The 297-nt window shown below is 43.8% G+C and carries 1 pseudogene; it reads right to left on the bottom strand.

Features of this window, described 5'->3' with window-relative positions:
• Positions 1 to 170: 170 nt before the first annotated feature.
• Positions 171 to 297, bottom strand: a pseudogene (locus H6A20_RS14115) (IS256 family transposase); the annotation flags it as partial.

Below are 297 nucleotides of genomic sequence, written 5' to 3'. Positions count from 1 at the left end.
GAGACCGTTTCAAGTTTTGTGTAAATTCAAAAAACTGATATAAGATATGTCATTAGTTACTCTTGGGCAGAGCTGTTTTTTTGAGGTTCTGCCCTTGCTTGTATTATAATGCAGTTTCCGGACATGTCAAGCAGGGCTGGCCCAGCCAGCCCTGCCAGGCCAGAAACAGCTTATAATCCAGATAATCGTTCTTCGAAAAATATCTCCAGCTGCGAATGGATCTGCCCCCAATCCTGCCGGTGTCCAGTCCATTTTTTTGTGATATCCATCATGGCCAGATACAGCATTTTCAGAAGA

Source organism: Mordavella massiliensis, assembly GCF_016901695.1.
Taxonomy (GTDB): domain Bacteria; phylum Bacillota; class Clostridia; order Lachnospirales; family Lachnospiraceae; genus Claveliimonas; species Claveliimonas massiliensis_A.
Note: the sequence above shows the minus strand (reverse complement) of the source record. Positions and strands in the feature narration are given on the sequence as shown.